Source organism: Paenibacillus sp. FSL L8-0470, from assembly GCF_038008625.1.
Lineage (GTDB): Bacteria > Bacillota > Bacilli > Paenibacillales > Paenibacillaceae > Paenibacillus_AQ.
The window spans coordinates 3,604,996-3,623,281 of the sequence record NZ_JBBOZM010000001.1; the positions used below are offsets into that span (position 1 = coordinate 3,604,996).

The 18,286-nt window shown below is 46.1% G+C and carries 8 protein-coding genes and 4 pseudogenes; 8 read left to right on the forward strand and 4 right to left on the reverse strand.

Features of this window, described 5'->3' with window-relative positions; all coding sequences use genetic code 11:
* Window positions 1-35: 35 nt before the first annotated feature.
* Window positions 36-1,595 (forward strand): annotated as a pseudogene (locus NST99_RS33740) (alpha-amylase); the annotation flags it as partial.
* Between the two features lie 630 nt (window positions 1,596-2,225).
* Window positions 2,226-7,052 carry a carbohydrate binding domain-containing protein gene (locus NST99_RS16390; protein ID WP_445745033.1) on the forward strand — a complete coding sequence of 1,609 codons (4,827 nt, stop codon included), beginning with the start codon at window positions 2,226-2,228 and terminating at the stop codon, window positions 7,050-7,052.
* Window positions 7,053-7,130: 78 nt separating this feature from the next.
* On the opposite strand, the pseudogene NST99_RS16395 reads toward NST99_RS16390, so the two are convergent.
* Window positions 7,131-7,325, reverse strand: a pseudogene (locus NST99_RS16395) (winged helix-turn-helix transcriptional regulator); the annotation flags it as partial.
* Window positions 7,326-7,357: 32 nt separating this feature from the next.
* Between NST99_RS16395 and NST99_RS16400 the strand changes: the two are divergent.
* Window positions 7,358-7,468, forward strand: a pseudogene (locus NST99_RS16400) (SDR family oxidoreductase); the annotation flags it as partial.
* An 8-nt stretch (window positions 7,469-7,476) separates the two neighbouring features.
* Here NST99_RS16400 and NST99_RS16405 read toward each other — a convergent pair.
* Complete coding sequence (locus tag NST99_RS16405; protein ID WP_341093112.1) at window positions 7,477-8,541, reverse strand: LacI family DNA-binding transcriptional regulator; 1,065 nt, start codon at window positions 8,539-8,541, stop codon at window positions 7,477-7,479.
* Window positions 8,542-8,754: 213 nt separating this feature from the next.
* Complete coding sequence (fabV, locus tag NST99_RS16410; RefSeq protein WP_341093113.1) at window positions 8,755-9,948, reverse strand: enoyl-ACP reductase FabV; 1,194 nt, start codon at window positions 9,946-9,948, stop codon at window positions 8,755-8,757.
* 570 nt (window positions 9,949-10,518) lie between these two features.
* Between fabV and NST99_RS16415 the strand changes: the two genes are divergently transcribed.
* The 3 genes and pseudogenes from NST99_RS16415 (at window position 10,519) to NST99_RS16425 (ending at window position 12,646) form a co-directional block, all read left to right on the forward strand.
* Entirely contained in the window at window positions 10,519-10,872 is a 354-nt protein-coding gene (locus NST99_RS16415) for a hypothetical protein (protein ID WP_341093114.1), read from the forward strand.
* 175 nt (window positions 10,873-11,047) lie between these two features.
* Window positions 11,048-11,536, forward strand: a complete 489-nt coding sequence (locus NST99_RS16420) for an NUDIX hydrolase (RefSeq protein ID WP_341093115.1) — start codon at window positions 11,048-11,050, stop codon at window positions 11,534-11,536.
* A 220-nt stretch (window positions 11,537-11,756) separates the two neighbouring features.
* A pseudogene (locus NST99_RS16425) lies at window positions 11,757-12,646 on the forward strand (IS110 family transposase).
* Window positions 12,647-13,597: 951 nt separating this feature from the next.
* Here NST99_RS16425 and NST99_RS16430 read toward each other — a convergent pair.
* A complete protein-coding gene (locus NST99_RS16430) occupies window positions 13,598-14,254 on the reverse strand; it encodes a DJ-1/PfpI family protein (RefSeq protein ID WP_341093116.1) in 657 nt (218 codons plus the stop codon).
* 614 nt (window positions 14,255-14,868) lie between these two features.
* Here NST99_RS16430 and NST99_RS16435 point away from each other — a divergent pair.
* Window positions 14,869-16,581 carry a sensor histidine kinase gene (locus NST99_RS16435; RefSeq protein ID WP_341093117.1) on the forward strand — a complete coding sequence of 571 codons (1,713 nt, stop codon included), beginning with the start codon at window positions 14,869-14,871 and terminating at the stop codon, window positions 16,579-16,581.
* Window positions 16,578-17,984 (forward strand): response regulator transcription factor, encoded by a 1,407-nt coding sequence (locus tag NST99_RS16440; RefSeq protein WP_341093118.1) that lies wholly within the window; start codon window positions 16,578-16,580, stop codon window positions 17,982-17,984. Before NST99_RS16435 ends, NST99_RS16440 begins: the two co-directional genes overlap by 4 nt.
* The last annotated feature ends 302 nt before the right edge of the window (window positions 17,985-18,286 follow it).

Sequence of the window (18,286 nt, forward strand, 5' to 3'; positions counted from 1 at the left end):
TGGTGAAAAAGAGTTGCAAAGTTTTACTAAGCATGATGCTGCTCTGCTCAATGCTGGGGAGCGTTGCAGTATTGCCAGCGGGCCAAGCAACAGCGGCCACATTGACCCCGACAGCACCGTCCATAGAAGCGTCTGCAACAACCAGCAGCGCGCCGGTTAATAACACGATGATGCAGTTTTTCGAATGGAATACACCTAAGGATGGTGGACATTGGAACCATCTTGCTGCTGAAGCGGCTAATCTGAGCGATGTGGGGATCACGGCAATCTGGATACCGCCTGCTTATAAAGGCCATGTGGGAACAGACGATGTTGGTTATGGCGTTTACGATTTCTACGATCTGGGTGAATTCAACCAGAAAGGAACCGTACGTACCAAATATGGTACGAAAGCTGAACTGAAATCGGCGATCGAATCGCTTCACAACAACAATGTTCAAGTCTACGGCGATATCGTTGTCAATCATTTGATGGGCGGCGATCAAAGCGAGAATATTAAAGTGACGCAAGTACATGGGAACAACCGCAACCAGACGATCGGCGAGTTCAATACAAACGTTTGGACAAAATACAATTTTGATGGCCGCAACAATGCCTATTCCAATTTCAAATGGAATTGGACGCACTTTGACGGTTCAGGGGACTACGATAAAATTTACCGCTTTCCAGGCAAAGCATGGGATTGGGAGGTTAGCACCGAGAACGGTAACTATGACTACCTGATGGGTACCGACATTGACTATGACAACACTGCAGTTGCAGATGAAATAAAAAAATGGGGCGTATGGTATGTCAACGAAATGGGTCTGGATGGTTACAGACTAGATGCTGTTAAACATATCAAATACGGCTTCATGAAGGAATTTGTAGAAAATGCCCGTACCAAAACAGGCAAAGAGTTGTTCACTGTCGGTGAATTTATCGGTGGTACAGCTGAATTGAACTCCTACCTGGGTAAAGTGAATCAAAACATGTCCTTATTTGATTTCCCGCTCCGCAACAACTTTGCGGCAGCCTCCAGTTCCAACGGAGGTTATAGCATGCGCAACCTGGCCAGCGGAACATTGACGGGAACAAATTCGGGTAAATCCGTTACTTTCATTGAGAATCATGATACGCAGCCTGACCGTTCAGATTCTCATGGCGCACAGGTTCTTGATTGGTTTAAACCGCTAGCTTATGCGTACACTCTGACACGACAGGAAGGTTATCCCTCAGTATTCTATGGTGACTACTATGGAACCAGAAGCAGCAACACTGCTGGTCCTGGAACAGGGAAAATTAAATCGCTGAAGAGCAAGCTTGATCCGCTTCTCAAAGCACGCAAGGATTACGCTTACGGTAAACAAAACGACTATCTTGATAGTGATGACATGATCGGCTGGACTCGTGAAGGTTTGGCTTCCAAACCAAACTCGGGCTTGGCAACAGTCATGACAGACCGTGCCGGCGGATCGAAAACTATGTATGTGGGAACAAGCCACGCCGGTGAACAATGGAAAGATATCACAGGCAACTTCTCTGATAAAGTAACTATCGGCTCTAGCGGCAATGGTACATTCAAGGTTAAAGACGGTTCTGTATCGGTATGGGTACCAGATGTGGCAACTCCAACCGATCAAGCCCCTACAGTACCAACAAATGTACAAGGAACAGCAGTAGGCACTACCTCTGTAAATCTGAGTTGGACAGCTTCTACTGACGACAAGGGAATTGCTAAATACGAGGTTTATCGTGACAGCGCTCTCATCGGTGAGTCCGCCAGCACTACTTACAACGATTCAACAGTAGCAGCTAACAAGACCTATTCCTATACAGTCAAGGCAGTAGATACAGTCGGTCAGAAATCAGGATTCAGCCCTGCGGCTGCTGTTACCGTTGGCGGCGGAACGCAAGATCAGCTTCCAACTGTGCCAATGAATGTGAAGGGAACCGCATCAGGCACAATATCAGTCAACCTGATATGGAGTCCTTCTACGGATGACAAGGGTATTGTGAAATATGAAATTTTCCGTGACGGTATGCTGAAAGGCGAAGCCACGGGAACAGCATATTCAGACAACACTGTAGCAAATGACAAAACGTATTCCTACACAGTCAGAGCTGTAGATACGATTGGACAGAGATCAGCATTCAGTGCTCCTGCTGCCGTTAAAATCGGCAACGGCGGGCAGCAGCAAGAAGTAAGCCCATTCAGCTGGGATAATGCAAACGTTTACTTCGTTATGACAGACCGTTTCAACAACGGTAATACCAGCAATGACAACGCTTATGGCAGACCTAAGACAGATACCTGGGGCTCGGATGTGGGTACATTCCACGGCGGAGATATTAAAGGTTTGACCAAAAAGCTGGAAGAAGGTTACTTCACCGATCTGGGTACAAATGCAATTTGGATTACAGCTCCTTGGGAACAAATGCACGGCTGGGTAGGCGGTAAAGACGGTGACTTTGCTCACTATGGCTACCATGGCTACTATGGACTTGATTTCACTGCGATGGACAAGAGCATCGGTACCATTGATGAAATGCGCGAGTTCGTTGACCTTGCCCACACCAAGGGAATTCGTGTTGTCCTTGACGTGGTGATGAACCATGTCGCTTATCCGACACTTGTGGATATGGCGGAATACGGATACGGTGACCGCGGCGGACTCGCCGGCAACTGGATTCCGGATAAAAGCCAAGGCCAGAACTGGCACACGCACAATAACATTATGAACACAAATAATTCCAGTGCATGGGCTTCCTGGTGGGGAAGTAGCTGGATTCGTGCCAACACTATTGCGGGATACGATCAATGCAGCGGTAACGATCAGACGCTGTGCGTAGGGTTCCTGCCTGATATCAAGACCGAATCCACTAGTGGTACCGGTTTGCCGCCGCTACTGAAGACGAAGTTCAACAAAGAAACAAGCGGTTACGACAACTGGATCGTTCCGGCTGCCAAGCAATACCGCAAAGACCTGAACGTCGCCCCTAAGGATTACATGATCAAATGGCTGTCTTCATGGGTCGAAGAATTCGGAGTGGATGGTTTCCGTATCGATACTGCGAAGCATGTTCAAGCTGATAGATGGAAAGAGCTCAAGACAAGCGCAAGCAGTTCCCTTGCGAAATGGAGGCAGAACAACCCAACGAAACCGGGAGCAGACTGGACAGATAACTTCTGGATGACCGGGGAAGTGTGGGGTCATGGCCTCGGAAGAACCGGCACTTATTTCGATAACGGATTTGATTCCTTAATCAACTTCTCCTTCCAAAGCGCAAATATGAGCGACCTGGAAGGGCTCTTCTCCCGGTATGCAAGTGAATTAAACGGAGATCTGCCTAACTACAATATGCTCAGCTACCTTTCTTCCCACGATAAAGGGTTGTACAACCGTGGAAACCTGATTCAAGCAGGCACCGCGCTGCTGCTTCTTCCGGGCGGAGTGCAAACATTCTATGGAGATGAGACGGCAAGACCGTTCGGAGCTACCGGCTCTGACCCGGATCAGGGTGCGCGTTCATCTATGAACTGGAGCGGTATTCACCAAGGTGTTCTGTCACACTGGCAGAAGATAGGACAATTCAGAAACAATCACATTGCTGTAGGCGCAGGAACTCATAAGAAAATTGCGGACAGTCCGTATACATTCTCACGCATCTATGAGAAGGATGATATCCTGGATAAAGTAGTAGTTGCTACAGGAGTCTCCGGAACTGTGGATGTGAATGTATCCGGCATCTTCCCGGATGGCACTACTGTACGCGATACTTACACGCAAAACGAAGGGATTGTAAGCGGAGGCAAGGCTAAATTTACCGCTGGAGCCAACGGCGTTATTCTGATTGAAAATGTTGGCGTAAACAAAAGGTTCCCGGTTCTGACGGCTTCACCAGCAGGCGGTAAATTTAAAACCGAAACTACCTCTGTAACGCTTTCGATCAAAAATACGGACAGCGGCAAGTACACGCTGGATGGCAGTGATCCGATTAACGGAACTGCATTTACCAATGGAACAACAATCACAATTGGCGCAGGCATGGCCATTAATGACACGAAAACACTGAAGATGTACGCTACGAATGAAAATGGCGAAGGTACGGCGTCTTACGATTTTACGAAGGGCGATCCTAACGCCAAGCTGGAGGTTTATCTCAAGAAACCGGCTGGATGGGGAACACCTTCCATCTACTACTACGACACAGCACCTAAGGACAATGACCCAACCTGGGCTACAGCTCCAGCTATGACAAGCGCTGGCGGAGACTGGTATGTCTACAGCTTCGACACGGCTGAACAAGCTACAATTATCTTTAAAGACAGCACAGGCAAACAAGTGCCAGCTCAGAACCAAGCTGGATTCACCAGAACAGCAACAGGCTGGTATGACGGAAGCGCTTGGTCCGATAATGATCCGCGTGTCGTGACTAAACCGACGGCTCCATCGAACCTGGCTGTGTCTGTAAAGACAGACAAGACAGTAACATTGACTTGGAATGCATCTACCGACAGCTCCGGAATTGCCGGATACGACATATACCGCAACAATGTGAAGGTTGGTTCGTCGACAACTGCAACTTATAAGGATACAGGCTTGACTGCAGAAACAACGTATTCCTTTAAAGTTATTGCCAGAAGCCAATCCGGCGGAACCTCCAATCCGAGTAACGAGCTCAGCGTTAAGACCAATCCGCCTGAACAAGGTACGGACAACACCGTTACTGTTTACTACAAAAAGGGATACACAAATCCTTACATTCACTACCGCGCTGAAGGTGGCAACTGGACAGCCAGTCCGGGCGTGAAGATGGAGGATTCTGAAATTCAGGGATATGCAGTGCACACGATTGACCTGGGAACCTCACCGGCAACACGCGCAGAGGTAGCATTCAACAATGGCAGCGGTCAATGGGATAACAACAATCAGAAGAACTATTTCTTCGACATAGGCGACAATACCTATGACGCAGGTAAAGTGACTGCCGGTAAACCGGGAACTGCAAATCCGGGCAATAAAGTTACCGTGTACTACAAAGAGGGCTGGACGAATGTAAACATTCATTATCGCGCCGAGGGTGGCACTTGGACGTCTGCTCCTGGCGTGAAGATGGAGAATGATTCGTTGAATCCCGGTTACAAAAAAATAACTGTTGATATTGGAACCGCTAGCCGTCTGGAAGCTTGCTTCAATAACGGAAGCAATGTTTGGGACAGCAATGGTCAGAAGAACTACTTCTTCAACGCAGGCGACAATATTTACGTTCCTGGCAACAACAATGCTCCAGGACAAGTGAAGCTTGGGGAAAAACCGGTGGGAGCTGATACGATTGCCCCTTCTGTCCCGTCTAACCTGGCTGGCAATCTAAGCAGTGGAACGCCTAAGACGATCACCTTGACTTGGGGGGCCTCAACTGACAATGTCGGGGTAGCAGATTACCAAATAACCCGTAAGGCTGGTATAAGCACGGAGACATTTACGGTGAAGGCAACAACATTCATCGACAGCACGGTAACGGATGTTACAACTTACAAGTACCAAGTCCGCGCTCGTGATGCTGCAAATAATTTCTCTGCGAACAGCAATGAAGTAATCATTCAAGTATCGGGTGCGGGTGATAGCATCGCACCTTCGGCGCCAAGTAATGTAACAGGTACAGCAACTACTACCAGTGTTGCCCTTCAGTGGACAGCTTCGACGGATAACGTTGGTGTAGAGGGTTATGAAATATATCGTAATGGAGCTAAAGTGGGTACTTCAACAGTTCCAAGCTATTCCGACACAGGATTAACTAAAGAAACTTCGTATAAGTACACAGTTAAAGCTTTCGACGCTGCAGGCAACCTTTCAGCTGCCAGCAACGAAGTAACCGTTGAAACTTCAGCCGGAACCGATACAGAGGCGCCAAGTGTTCCAGCCAGTCTTATATCGACCGGTAAGACAACTTCAACAGTGAGCCTGTCCTGGGCAGCTTCAACAGATAATGTGGCTGTAGCAGGTTACGACATCTATCGTGATGCAGTAAAAGTAGGAACTTCAACAACTCCTGCTTTCACGGACACAGGTTTGGCTGAAGAAACATCGTATACCTACACGGTAAAAGCTTTCGATGCTGCAAATAACTTCTCAGCAGCAAGCGCTGAACTTACAGTGGTAACATTGAAAGGAACGATCGTTATTCCTGGTGGTGACAAGCCATATTCCACTAATCCTTCATTCGGTAAACGCGTATCCACTCCGATCACAATTGATGGAGTGAACAGTGGTGAATGGACAGATGACATGCTGATTGCCATCGACATGGCCGGTGACGACCCGCGTACACTCGGCAGCAACTGGTCTCTACATGAAACGCCAATGGATCTTAGCCATCTGTGGGCTGCATGGGATAGTGAGTTCGTGTATCTGGCTTGGCAGTATGTAGATGTTACAGACATCGTTGATCCTGCCAATGCTGGTTCTGCAGGCGGTACACCGATCCGCTCCATGGATATGCCGCAGACGATTGCCATTGATACAATTCCTGGTGCTGGTGCAACAAATGATATGTGGAAGAAGAATGGAAATAAGCCGCTCTGGGGCGGACTGGATCTTCCTGATTATCAGTTCAACATCGCTTCGAATATGTTCCACTCCGGTTACATTTCCAGAGCCGTAAACGGTTTGTTCCCTGTTGACGATGCTGGAGTGAACTATAAGACAGGCGCAGCAGCAGGTATTACCGTTAAATTTGCTAAAGGCAAAGGTTATACATCCCTGTGGGGCGTGAAAGATGCTGATGATGTTAATGATTCAAGCAAGCTTATAAACTTCATGGCGCTTGGCCACGATCCAAATCGTGACACATTCTATGAAGCGAAAATCCCGCTTAGCGCACTCGGAAATCCGGATATTGAGAATGCAGGTATTGGTGTAATGCTGCACCAAGGCGAGTTCTCGCCAATGGATACCCTTCCTAATGATCCAGCGACTTCCGATACGCCAGGGGTTTCAGAGTCCAACTCCCCTAAAGAGTGGAGCGACATTGATTTATTGATTTCTCCATTCGCACGCATCGGCAGATAATAGCGGACGGCTATTATTGAATTACACATTCCCTGTAACAACACAAAGAGGTCGGCCAGTTTTCTGGCTGACCTCTTTTCAATGAGACACCGTCATTGAATAAGTGGAAACGGCTTCGCCGTCCTCAAAAGAACGCCCCCAGCCGCACATGCTGTCCAAAAGGGTACTCAGCGTTTTACCGTGAGCGGAGAGGCTGTATTCAACCTTTGCGGGGATACTGGGGAACACTTTCCGTTCAATTAATATGGCCTCTTCCAGCTCGCGGAGAGAACATCTTAAAGAATACGAGAAACTGTCTGCTACTGGGACGTGTTGGCTATGATGGGGAGATTGCGCATACAGTACTTTACCTGATGACGAACCCCTTCACAACAGGCAGCACCTTGTTCCCGGACGGGGGTAATCTTTTGCAGTAGGATTACCGTCAAGTGAAAGGGAGAACTTTGCGGACGGTGGTCCCTCCATGAAGACCGCCCTGAAGCATAATCTGCTCGTAGGGGAGGGCCGGGTTAGCGATCCGCCACAACATCCGGTCCACTGCGCGATACCCGGTTTCCGTCACAGGCAATGTGGGCCGGGCGATATCGGGCAGGATGCCAGGCAATACTGCTTCAGGCTCCAGTCCAATCAGGGAGAAGTCGCCTGGAATGGTATGGCCTGTGATTTGACAGGCCAGATAGGTACGGGTCAGAGCGTCCTGTGAAGCACACACAAAGGCAGTGGGGGCATAACGGCTGATCTTTTCCTGCCATCTGCCTGTCCATTTATCCTGCGGCCCATCCAGCTCAAAGATATGGAACTCATCTAAGGGTAAGCTCATTCCGGCTTCATCTATTGCAGTGTTGAAGGCTTGCCAGCGCATCCGGTATCCCCGGCTCCGCCGGATATCTCCGATATACATGATGCGGCGGTGTCCCATGGCAATTAAGTGCCTGATTGCTTGCTGCATAGCGTCATACACATTCCAGATCACGCTGTCCACACCTGCTCCCGGAGGCGGGAAATGAAGCAGAATGCGCGGCATGGGCAATCCGATCAGTCGGGCTTCCACAGCTTCAGGGATAACCGGGCTGATAAATATTCCATCTGCATACTTCAGGTTGTTCCTGTCTCTCCAGGATTTGAACCTTCCCGGCTGCCAAAGATCATCTGGCACAAAAACAACTTCAACCGCATGACCGGCTTCAGCCAGACGCTGCTGTACACTCTCCAGCAGAATGCGGTGCAGCTCCGACTTCAGTCCCTGGTCCGCTGCAATCAAGAAGATAAAGCGGCGTCCCGCACCCGCATATAGTGGTGTATTTTCGAACAACTGGCTGCGTTCCTGTTCTTTGGTATGATAGCCGAGCTTGTCGGCCAGCAGACGAACCTCATTTCGGGTATGCTCCGACATCCCGGGCAGCCCGCGAAGTGCCTTAGAAACAGTATGAACGGTTAATCCCAGCTCATCGGCAAGCTGTTTAAGGGTGATCTTTTTCTTGATCGGCATATCGACCCTCCTACAAATGAAACAAAAATGGGAGTTAAATCAATAAAGGCAACGGCATTGGAACACCCTGATATTACGCTATAGTCGGACTGGTACAAAGAGGATCTCGTGCAGGACCTATCGCCTATTATGGAAAGCTCCTGGCCCGGAACAGCGCTTCTTTCTATCTAGCTATCTGAGGAAGGAAACACTTGGTTAACTTACTTGTCAGACTTATTGGAATAAGTTTGGTATAGCAACTTCCGGGTTCGTGTCTGCTTCATAGTTGATATCTGCATTCTCAAAGCCAAACAACTGGAAGAACTCTCTGCGGTAGCCTTCCAGGTCGGTAAGTTCATTCATATGCTCTGTGGACAATAGTTTCCAGAGGCGGGTTACCTCAGCTTGAACGGCAGGCGACATTTCCCAGTCATCAATACGAATACGTCCTTCCTCATCCAGCGGAACTTCTCCACCTGTATAGAGACGATCTGCAAACAGTCGGTATGTCTGTTCAATACAACCTTCGTGCAGCTCCAGTTCCTTCATGACTTTGAACAGGACTGAGATGTATAAAGGAACAACCGGCAAGGCGGAACTCGATTGGGTCACCAGCCCTTTACTAACTACGACGAATGCGCGACCGCCATGAACCTTCATCTGCCCGTTAAGCTCTCTGGCGGTGGCTTCCAGATGATCCTTAGCCCGGCCGATGGTTCCGGAGCGGTAGACTGCATCCGTAAGCTCCGGCCCGATATAGGAGTAGGCTATCGTTGTCGCATCGTCTGCCAGCACACCCGCTTCCCGGAGAGCATTAATCCACAGCAGCCAATCTTCACCGCCCATCACTTTGACCGTGCCGCGGATTTCCTCTTCTGTGGCAGGCTCAATAGATATGGTGCTTACTTCACCGGTATGGAAGTCTACCGTTTTATTAGTGTAGGTGTGCCCGATGGGCTTCAGCGCAGATTGATACACCTCACCGGTCTGCGGATCACTCCGTCGTCCAGTAGAAACACTGTAGACCACAAGATCGACCTGTCCCAGCTTCTGGCGGATCAGCTCAATAGTTCGCTCTTTGGTTTCTTGCGTGAAAGCGTCACCGGCGACACTGTATGACTGCAGGCCAGCTTCTTCGGCAAGCCGTTCAAACGCCGCTGAATTATACCAGCCAGCGGATGCAGTCCGTTTTCCGTTGGGACTGCTCTGCCGATACACGCCCACTGTGCTTGCGCCCGCACCGAAAGCAGATGTAATGCGGGAAGCAAGACCATATCCGGTTGAGGCTCCAATTACCAGAACATTACGGGGGCCCTGGATCTTCGGCCGTTTTGTTATCGCTTGTATTTGCTGTTGAACTTGGCTGGCGCATCCCTCTGGATGTGCAGTTGTGCATATGAAGCCGCGTGTTCTTGGTTTGATTATCATGGTCTATGCTCCTCACTTTATATATATTGTCGTGACAGGAAACACTTGTTTGTATTCAATACTTCTCATATGTTTATTACTGCAAATTCGACAAAAATACAATATACTCCCTTTTTATTTCAAATGCACAAAAGGAAGCTATTCCTAAATTTTGAATGGTGTCAAATAAATGAAGTCCTCCGTAGTGAACAATCTGATTCGTTAGAAACAAAGTGAATCATTGAGTGAAAGATGAAGGATAGTTGAATCAAACAAGGAGTAGTTTGCCATGGCAGAGCTGCTCCCTTGTTTTCATTAAGCTCAAATTAGGTCGTAGGCACCATAGCTTATCCACCTTCATCTCCCAGCCATAGTAGCAGTATAACAGATACATATATTTTCATCATCTGTGGTGCGTCGTTTGCGCTGCATGTATGGCTAACGGGAAACGATAGTTAAAAACAACCAAACCAACTCGGCAGCCATCCAAAAGGAACGGCTGCCTTTGATTGAACTAACGGCAGGATGGTTGAATAATACACAGGTGTATAATAGAACAAAGATTAGATATTGACGGAGGGGTTCTATGATATGTTGACTGAGAAGCAGAGATTACTTTTCGAAAACTTAAAAGGAATTAAAGATACTAATGTTGATTTATCAGTTGCAAGCTTCCACCCTCAATCAAACATTCGATGGACCGATTCCGATGAGGCATATCAATTTCTTCGAAATAAGCTGAACTCCGAAGAAGATCTAAAAGCACTTGCTGTAATTCAGAATGAGCTCGTTGAGCAAGTGATTTATCGCATTATGGAAATGATTGATGGTTATGGTGGGTTGAACTTTGAAGTAGATTTGATCGATCAAGAGACTAAGCAGTCTTTACGAGATGGAATACAATTACACGATAAGTTCATGGATCATTTATACAAAACTGAATGAAAACTATAGTTTAATAGCGGTTGCTTCGGCAGTCGTTATTATTTGTAGTAGCGGGCAGTTTAGTTCAATCGGTTTCGTAAGTACCTTAAAGCATATACATTCACGGAAGCAGGAAAGTACAGGATCTATGTGGAATAATTTACAACTACAACTTATCGTATTGGGAGGTCGTGAAATGGCGTTTCCGACACATATTGTATCGGCAGGCGGAATTGTAGAAGATGGAAATGGTAATATCCTATTAGTAAAAGCCCATAACGATGGTTGGGTGTATCCTGGTGGAATAACTGAAGTTGGAGAAAACCTGATTGATGGCGTGCTTCGTGAAATCAAAGAGGAAAGTGGAATAGATGCCACTGTTAGCCATTTAATTAGTGTTGTTTCGAATACAGCGGTCCATAAGTGGTATGACGGTGTGACTAATGTTCCTACGAAGGTCATGTTTGATTTTGTGTGCATAGCTGTGGGTGGAGAGTTAGCTACTTCTGATGAAACCAGCGAGTGCAGGTGGGTTCCAAAGGAAAATGTTCTGGATTTGATTACTTTACCCGCCATCCGTATGCGTTATGAAACTTATTTGAACTATAATGGCTCTGTGAATTATATAGAGTACGTCACTGCAACAACGTCAGAATGTAATGTCAAACTTCAAAGGCTTGTTTAGTTGTACGAGCGCTCGTGTTTTAAAAATCTTTGCACTAACCGGAAACGATAGTTGAAAAAAACCAACTCGGCAGTTCAGTCCAAAAGGAAAGGCTGCTTTTGATTGAACTAAACATTCCTGTAAGGCCTAAGATTTGGTCTTTGTCAAAAAAGGAGCGCCTCGGTATGATGGGTTTGTCGACGGGTTTATAACCCAACACCATCAAGGAGGCGCTCTTATTATGAAGTTTAAACAATCAGACGGTCAAAATCAACGCATTGAACGAATTTCCACATCTCACCTTGTTGTGGGTATAGATATCGCGAAGGAAACTCATGTTGCACAAGCGGAGAACCGCGATAATTCTCCCTCCAAAAGTGATCCGAAGGATGCGCTTGTCATTGCTGATGTGATCAGTCGAGGCTACTACTATGAATACTCGCGACAGGCTATCGTCTTTCAGAAGTTACGAACAATTATGAGTGACCGGGAATATTGGGTGACGAATAGTGTACGGCTACAGAACCGGATCATTCGCTGGTTAGACATTCGGTTCCCCGAGTATTTCTCGGTGTTTAAAAACTGGGCATGCAAACGTTCCATAGCTACGCTTAAAGAATTCCCTTCTCCGCAGGATTTAGAGTCTCTTTCCGTATCAGAGGTGATCACGAGATGGAGAGAGCATATGAAACGGGCTGGTGGCTCGACTGGCATGCAGAAGGCTGCGCAGCTCATCGCTCAAGCTAAGAACAGTATAGGCGAAACGACTGCTCTAAATGAAGCGAAACAGGATTTACAATGGCTATTACAAGAGTTCGAACGGATGGTAGAGATACTAGAGAGAATTGAACCGAAAGTACTTCAGGGAAACGAAAGGGACAGATTGTGCTTTCTAAAAGGGGCGATGCTACGCTGCGAAAATACCTGTATCTGGCCACGCTCCAACTCGTTGGAAATCATCCGATGTTCCGACAGCTGCATGAGAATAATGTTCAAGTCAAGCAAATGAAAAAGCAACAATCAGTATTTAAACTACTTGGAAAACTGGCACGAATCATCATTGGCATCGTTCAAAGGGGAGAAGCCTTTTCTCCTGGAAAAGCTGCCCCTACTTGCATTCAAGCTGCCTAAGACTGATTAAGCGATCACGTATATTGACTCATTCGTAGGATTTCAAAAAGAAAGCACGGAGGACCGAGTTCCTGCCCGATAAGGGCTCAGACCCGTCAGCTAAACGTTATCGGTCTCCACGCCTTGGTCAGGTGAAACGAAGGAAGGTAAGGGCATAGACCCGTAGAGTCATGGGATGGTGAACCCCCAAGGAAATTGTGGAGTATGCGTGCAGAAGAATAACACTTGGAGAGCTGTTCCACACGCTTCTTCTGTTCCCGCATACCCAAGATCGAGACAACGGTGTCTAATGAGCTTAAATTAATGCTAGTCTTTTTTGTCTTCAGTCTCCCGATAGCAAGTGTTATCCTTTATGTGAATACAGTGGCACTTCTGAAAAAAATTAAGCATGGTGATGATACTTTTGGAAACACCTTTTGGGGCGCCGTCTTATTTGGATATATTTTTTTTTGGACTTGTCCTTCTAATCACAACAAGTTCAGAGCATTGAACTATCGGGAGACGTTAGTGGGGCACCGCCAGCAAAACGCAGATTTACACTGTTAAGAGGATTTGAACATTAAAATAACCAGTTTTCACCCCGCTAAGGGGTAACCGTTAGAAACGAAGACACATACAACTTTTTTTGAAAAATTAGTAACTATACAATTTAACGTGCTAAGACATGTACATTCTACTAATGAGATATAGCACCGGGGTGCATCCAATGAGAGGTTTCTCTTTAATTCAAATGATCCCGATTTATAAAAAAGAAGGAGCACTTCGCTCCTTCTTCTTCTTTGGATATTTCCGCTACCAAGTACTAACAATATTGAACGTTTAAGCCACGTTAATACCGGAATGAGGTCTTGCTCAGATACCTTACACCTACCTCAACCTACCCCAACCTACCCCAACCTACCCCAACCTACCCCAATAACGCTATTGAGAATATGCTGAATTATTTGTGATTTATAAATTGGGCTCCCGTTTTGCAAACTCTTGTAACATCCCTCTTATTTGTTCTACCAATAAAGCAGGCGCTTTCTTTGGGGAACCCGTGTCAAACGGAGGCTGAGGATCGTATTCCAAAATCAGCTGGACTCCTTTACTCATATCATCTCCCAATTCCCATGCTATTAATTGAAGTGCCATATCAATACCAGAGGAGACACCGGCTGCTGTAACGATTTTGCCCTGACGAACCACTCTTTCATCTGTTGGAATTGTTCCAAGAGATTGAAGCAGGTCGAAGGATCCCCAATGACTGGTGGCTACGATTCCATTTAACAAGCCTGCGGCGCTCAAAATCAGAGAGCCGTTACAAACCGACGTGGTCCATTTCGTAGTTTCATGTATTTGGCGAATCCAATTTAACGTTTCTTCGTCATTCATTGGAGTTTTATAATTTGGCGGACTGCAACCTGGAACAACGAGAATATCAGCTGAAGTAACTTCAGAAAAACTGTAATCGGCATGCAAATAACCCATATTTGAGTCCAGTTTGATTAACCCTTTTTTCTTAGCGACAAACTTCACTTCACATTTCAGTGTAGCAGCAAATACATCGTATGGACCAATTGCATCTAATGCTGTGATTCCATCGAAAAGCATGATTGCGATTTTCAAGATGATCTCTCCTTTGGAGTGGGATTCTATTCTTACAAACAAACTATAACATACCCATACGGGGTAAGGGTATGTAATAATTACATCCACGCCATTCAACCTTTCTACGGCATCATGATTGGAGACTGGTGCAACAACAGAATAGGATTAATCTACTATGAGTGCTTCCCAGCGGGAGCAACATTCAGTGGTGCACCGTGGTCGTTGGAGTCAGACTAGCGGATGGGCTCTAATCGCACCATAGTTCATCGACCTTCCTCTCCCAGCCGTACTTCCAGTATAAAATACCGAGCTAAAATTTTCATTCTCTGTGATGCAGCGCTGATTTTGCGCTGCATGGTTGGCTAACGGGCAGCATTGTGGCACCGTTCAGTATGAAAGTGTTTGACTAATTTGAATATCAATCTATAATTATGAAAGAAAATTGGACTTGGACAGGACACAGACAGATTGTCCTGATTTGTGCCCTCCTGAATGGATTGAAATGCCGACATGCTTCAAAATGGCCGAGGGCTATGAGGAAAACGATAATCGGTATAGCTGTATGTATATTCACAGCAAGCTTCCATAAGTAGGAGCTTGTTGTTTCATTTTTAGAAGGAGAACAGGTCAAAATGACACTTAAAAAAAGAATCTTTTTATTGTTCTTTCTCAGTGCGTTTATCCCCTTTATCAGCATATTTGCAATTTCTTACTATACCATTGACTCCATTTTCGCAAATAAGATCGATGATGGCATCCGTAGCAATTTACAGCAGGTGACATCCTCATTGGAGAATTCAATCACCAATCTGAATCACGTTACGCAGCAATTGTCTTACAGTGGCACTGTAGGCAAAAGGATGGATGAATTTTTGAATCCGTCCTCCGATATCTTCGAATTGATCGATGCCAGGGACGAATTAAAGAGCGGATTAAGCGTTGTCACGTTTACCAATCCAAATATCGGTTTGACCTTATATTACTTCCAGAAAGAAGGCACTACGCAGTTCGGTAACTTTCCGGTCAAGGATCGTTTTTCTCCTGAGTCTTTGCCTGTGCTCTTCCAAACCTATGGAATTAAGTACTATGGTCCCCATATCAGCATGAATCGATTCGATGACAAACTTGTTCTGTCTGCTATGCGAAGAGTACAACTTCCCAAAAGGGACGATGCGTACATTTACGTAGAATCCGGCTTTCGTCTTACAGAGGATATCTTGGGTTACAATCAATACAACGGCGCTTTATCTCATCTGATCCTGGATGGAGAAGGCAACATTGTGTACAGTGAAATACCGGAAGCCATGAAGGTCGGGGAGAATTTCTCCAGCTTAACAGTCGACCCTGTGAAGGACGGAATATACCGCGGGTACCACTGGTTTAAAGAGGATTCCTCACAGAAATGGAGTGTCGTATCGGTCATTTCACAGGCTCAATATCAACAGGAGAAAAACCAGTGGCTGCTTCAAATATTGCTGGTCGCTTTATTTTTCCTTGGTTTTACCGTATTTCTTGCTTGGCTTCTGTGGAAGATGGTCTACAAACCACTCGGACTCTTCCATTCCGAAATCAATGGGATGTCCAAGAATCCACAATCGACAGGGAGCCGAGCTCGAACTCAGATTCCCGAATTTGATTTTCTGCTGGGTGAATTTTCCAATATGCAGCATCAAATCGGTGACCTCTTCAAGGAAGTGCAGCAGAAAGAGAAGATTCGTGCAGACCTGGAAGTGGAAAAACTGCTCTATCAGATCAACCCGCACTTTCTGATGAATACACTGGATACGGTGCACTGGCTGGCCGTCATGAACGGACAAGGGGAGATCGACAAGCTGGTGCAGTCCTTGAACAAGCTGTTGTATTACAATTTGGGCAAATTAGGGCAAGTATCCACGATGGAAGAGGAAATTGATGCGTTAAGGCAGTATCTGATTTTGCAGCAAATTCGATATGACTTTGAATTTGATGTCCGCATTACTGCAGATGAACAAGTGCTTCAAATTCCTGTGCCTCGCTTTATTTTGCAACCGCTGGTTGAAAATTCGCTATATCATGGACTGAGTGACGAAGGTTTTATTCAAATTGAAGTTACACGCACTGAAACGTTGAACATTATGATACAAGATAATGGTGCAGGCATGACCGAGGAAGCCATTCATAAACTGCTGAACAATCGTGTAGCTGAACAACAAAAAGTAGGGATGGGTATAGGACTCAATTACGTTCACCGTATGTTGAAGGCACAGTACGGGGATCAAGCACAACTGGTGATCGAGAGTGAAGTGGGAACGGGGACAAGCATACTGCTCATATTGCCTATTAAAGGAGAAGATATCTCGGCATGATTAAGGTATTGATTGTGGATGACGATAAGCTGGTACGCAAAGGCATTAGCTCTGCGATGCCATGGAACGAGTTCAACATGGAAGTTGTAGGAGAAGCAAGTAACGGGGCGAAAGCACTGGATTTTCTGAAATCCCAACCGGTCGATCTAATGTTGACGGATCTTGCCATGCCGGTAATGTCAGGGATTGAACTGATGCATGCTGCGAGGCGGCTCTATCCGGAACTTCATATCGTTGTGTTAACACTGCATCAGGATTTCGATTATATCCAGGAAGCGCTCAGGCTGGGAGCCATCGACTATATAGCCAAAGTCCAGCTGGAAAAAGAGCAATTCGAACATGTTCTGCATCGGATACATACCCGAATTAACGGGTTGACGAACACGAAAATAAAGATGCCTTCACAGAATGTAATTAATGTCCATTATCGAAATGTGTATGCACTTGTTTCACTGGATCGCAAATCAGAACATACGTGGACAATGGAGCTAACTGCGCATGAAGATGAGATAAGGTGGGAGGTTGAGCGGAATAGCTGGATGTGGGCAGTACCCCAGTACGAAGAGGATCAACTTTTTCATCAATTAAAGGAATCCCTGAATCAAGTCCCCCAAAGTACGTTGTTGGTTTTGTCTGATGTACAAGAGCGAACGTGGTCGCAAATCAAAAACTGGATTATGAATTATACAGAGACGTCTTTATTCTATGCGTACAACCCCAGTGACCAAGTCATTCCCGTTTCGATGAAAGAGGGAGACATATTTTCAAAAGAACCGCAGGATGAGGACATTGACCGGATTAAGCAAAGTTGGTTCCAAACACTATGGACCCATCATGACAGTTACTACAACCAACTTATTGACCAGTTCAAATCATTACGATTACATAAAGGTCAGTTGATGGGATTGCTGTACTCGATCGTTATGGAGTGGAACCACCTTTTTGCCCAAACTACGCTTGGAAGAATCTCCATGATCCATTCTTTCGAGTCCTGGTTCGAGGTCGAAGAGTGGATCAAGCAGACTGCTGCAGGCATTCGAAAGACCGATGAACAGACTTCATATTCACCGGAAATCATCGATGCCGTGAAAAAAGCGGTGATGATCGTGCAACATGATTTGGAGCAGGCATATACAGCTTCAGGTCTCTCCCAACAACTCAACATCAGCCGAAGCTATTTCAGTCAATGTTTCAAAGATCTGATGGGGAAAACCTTTAATGAGTACTCCCGGTTCATCCGGGTAGAGAAGTCCAAAGAGTATTTGCTCAATACGAACAACACGATTTTCTGGATTGCGGAGCGAGTAGGTTATACGGATGAAAAATATTTCAGCCGGATTTTCCGTGAACTGACAGGTCTTCTGCCAAGCGAGTATCGGCAGCTAGGCAGAGGAAATAAATAGCGGATATCTTCCCAATGACCGAACATCCATTTTATGAGAAAAGTGACCGTATTCCATGATCGTTGTAGGCTGTCATGTAAATGATACGAAAGACATTTTATCGATTTTTGATAAATGAAGGCCGACAGCTTCCTGTTTTAGGAGCTGCTGGCCTTTGTTTTTGATCAAGAATAAGGATAGATAGACGAATGTAGGTCAGTAGGTAGGGTATATGCTCACAAGCTAACCAATGTATTATATTACCGACTGAAAACTGTAACCATATCTCTATCCAAACGGACGTGCAATCCCTATCTCGATTG

Excerpts from the sequence above, each read along its gene's own strand:
- NST99_RS16390 (WP_445745033.1), top strand. The coding sequence starts at position 2,226 with ATGACAGACCGTTTCAACAACGGTAATACCAGCAATGACAACGCTTAT.
- NST99_RS16405 (WP_341093112.1), bottom strand. The coding sequence starts at position 8,541 with ATGCCGATCAAGAAAAAGATCACCCTTAAACAGCTTGCCGATGAGCTG.
- fabV (WP_341093113.1), bottom strand. The coding sequence starts at position 9,948 with ATGATAATCAAACCAAGAACACGCGGCTTCATATGCACAACTGCACAT.
- NST99_RS16415 (WP_341093114.1), top strand. The coding sequence starts at position 10,519 with ATGTTGACTGAGAAGCAGAGATTACTTTTCGAAAACTTAAAAGGAATT.
- NST99_RS16420 (WP_341093115.1), top strand. The coding sequence starts at position 11,048 with ATGGCGTTTCCGACACATATTGTATCGGCAGGCGGAATTGTAGAAGAT.
- NST99_RS16435 (WP_341093117.1), top strand. The coding sequence starts at position 14,869 with ATGACACTTAAAAAAAGAATCTTTTTATTGTTCTTTCTCAGTGCGTTT.
- NST99_RS16440 (WP_341093118.1), top strand. The coding sequence starts at position 16,578 with ATGATTAAGGTATTGATTGTGGATGACGATAAGCTGGTACGCAAAGGC.